Annotated in this window: 1 protein-coding gene; it reads left to right on the top strand. The window is 72.3% G+C overall.

Annotated features, from left to right (window positions below):
* Positions 1-202 (top strand): hypothetical protein (locus BIU99_RS20085; protein ID WP_175484435.1); only part of this gene is annotated, 202 nt, incomplete at both ends.

Raw genomic sequence — 202 nt, forward strand, 5'->3', positions numbered from 1 at the left:
GGCTCCGAGCGCGTGGCAGCTCTTCGGCGAGCTGAAGACCGCCCGCGCCGGCATCGCCCTGCAGCCGGAGGAGACCGACGGCCTGACCCTGTTCCGCACCGCCTTCCCGCGGTGCACACGGTCGGACTTCCCGCTCGGACGCGGCTTCATGGTCGACTCCGGACGGATCACCCGCGTCCAGGTCGCCCTGCCTGTCCACAGG

The organism is Plantibacter sp. MMLR14_011 (assembly GCF_001865025.1).
GTDB lineage: Bacteria > Actinomycetota > Actinomycetes > Actinomycetales > Microbacteriaceae > Plantibacter > Plantibacter flavus_A.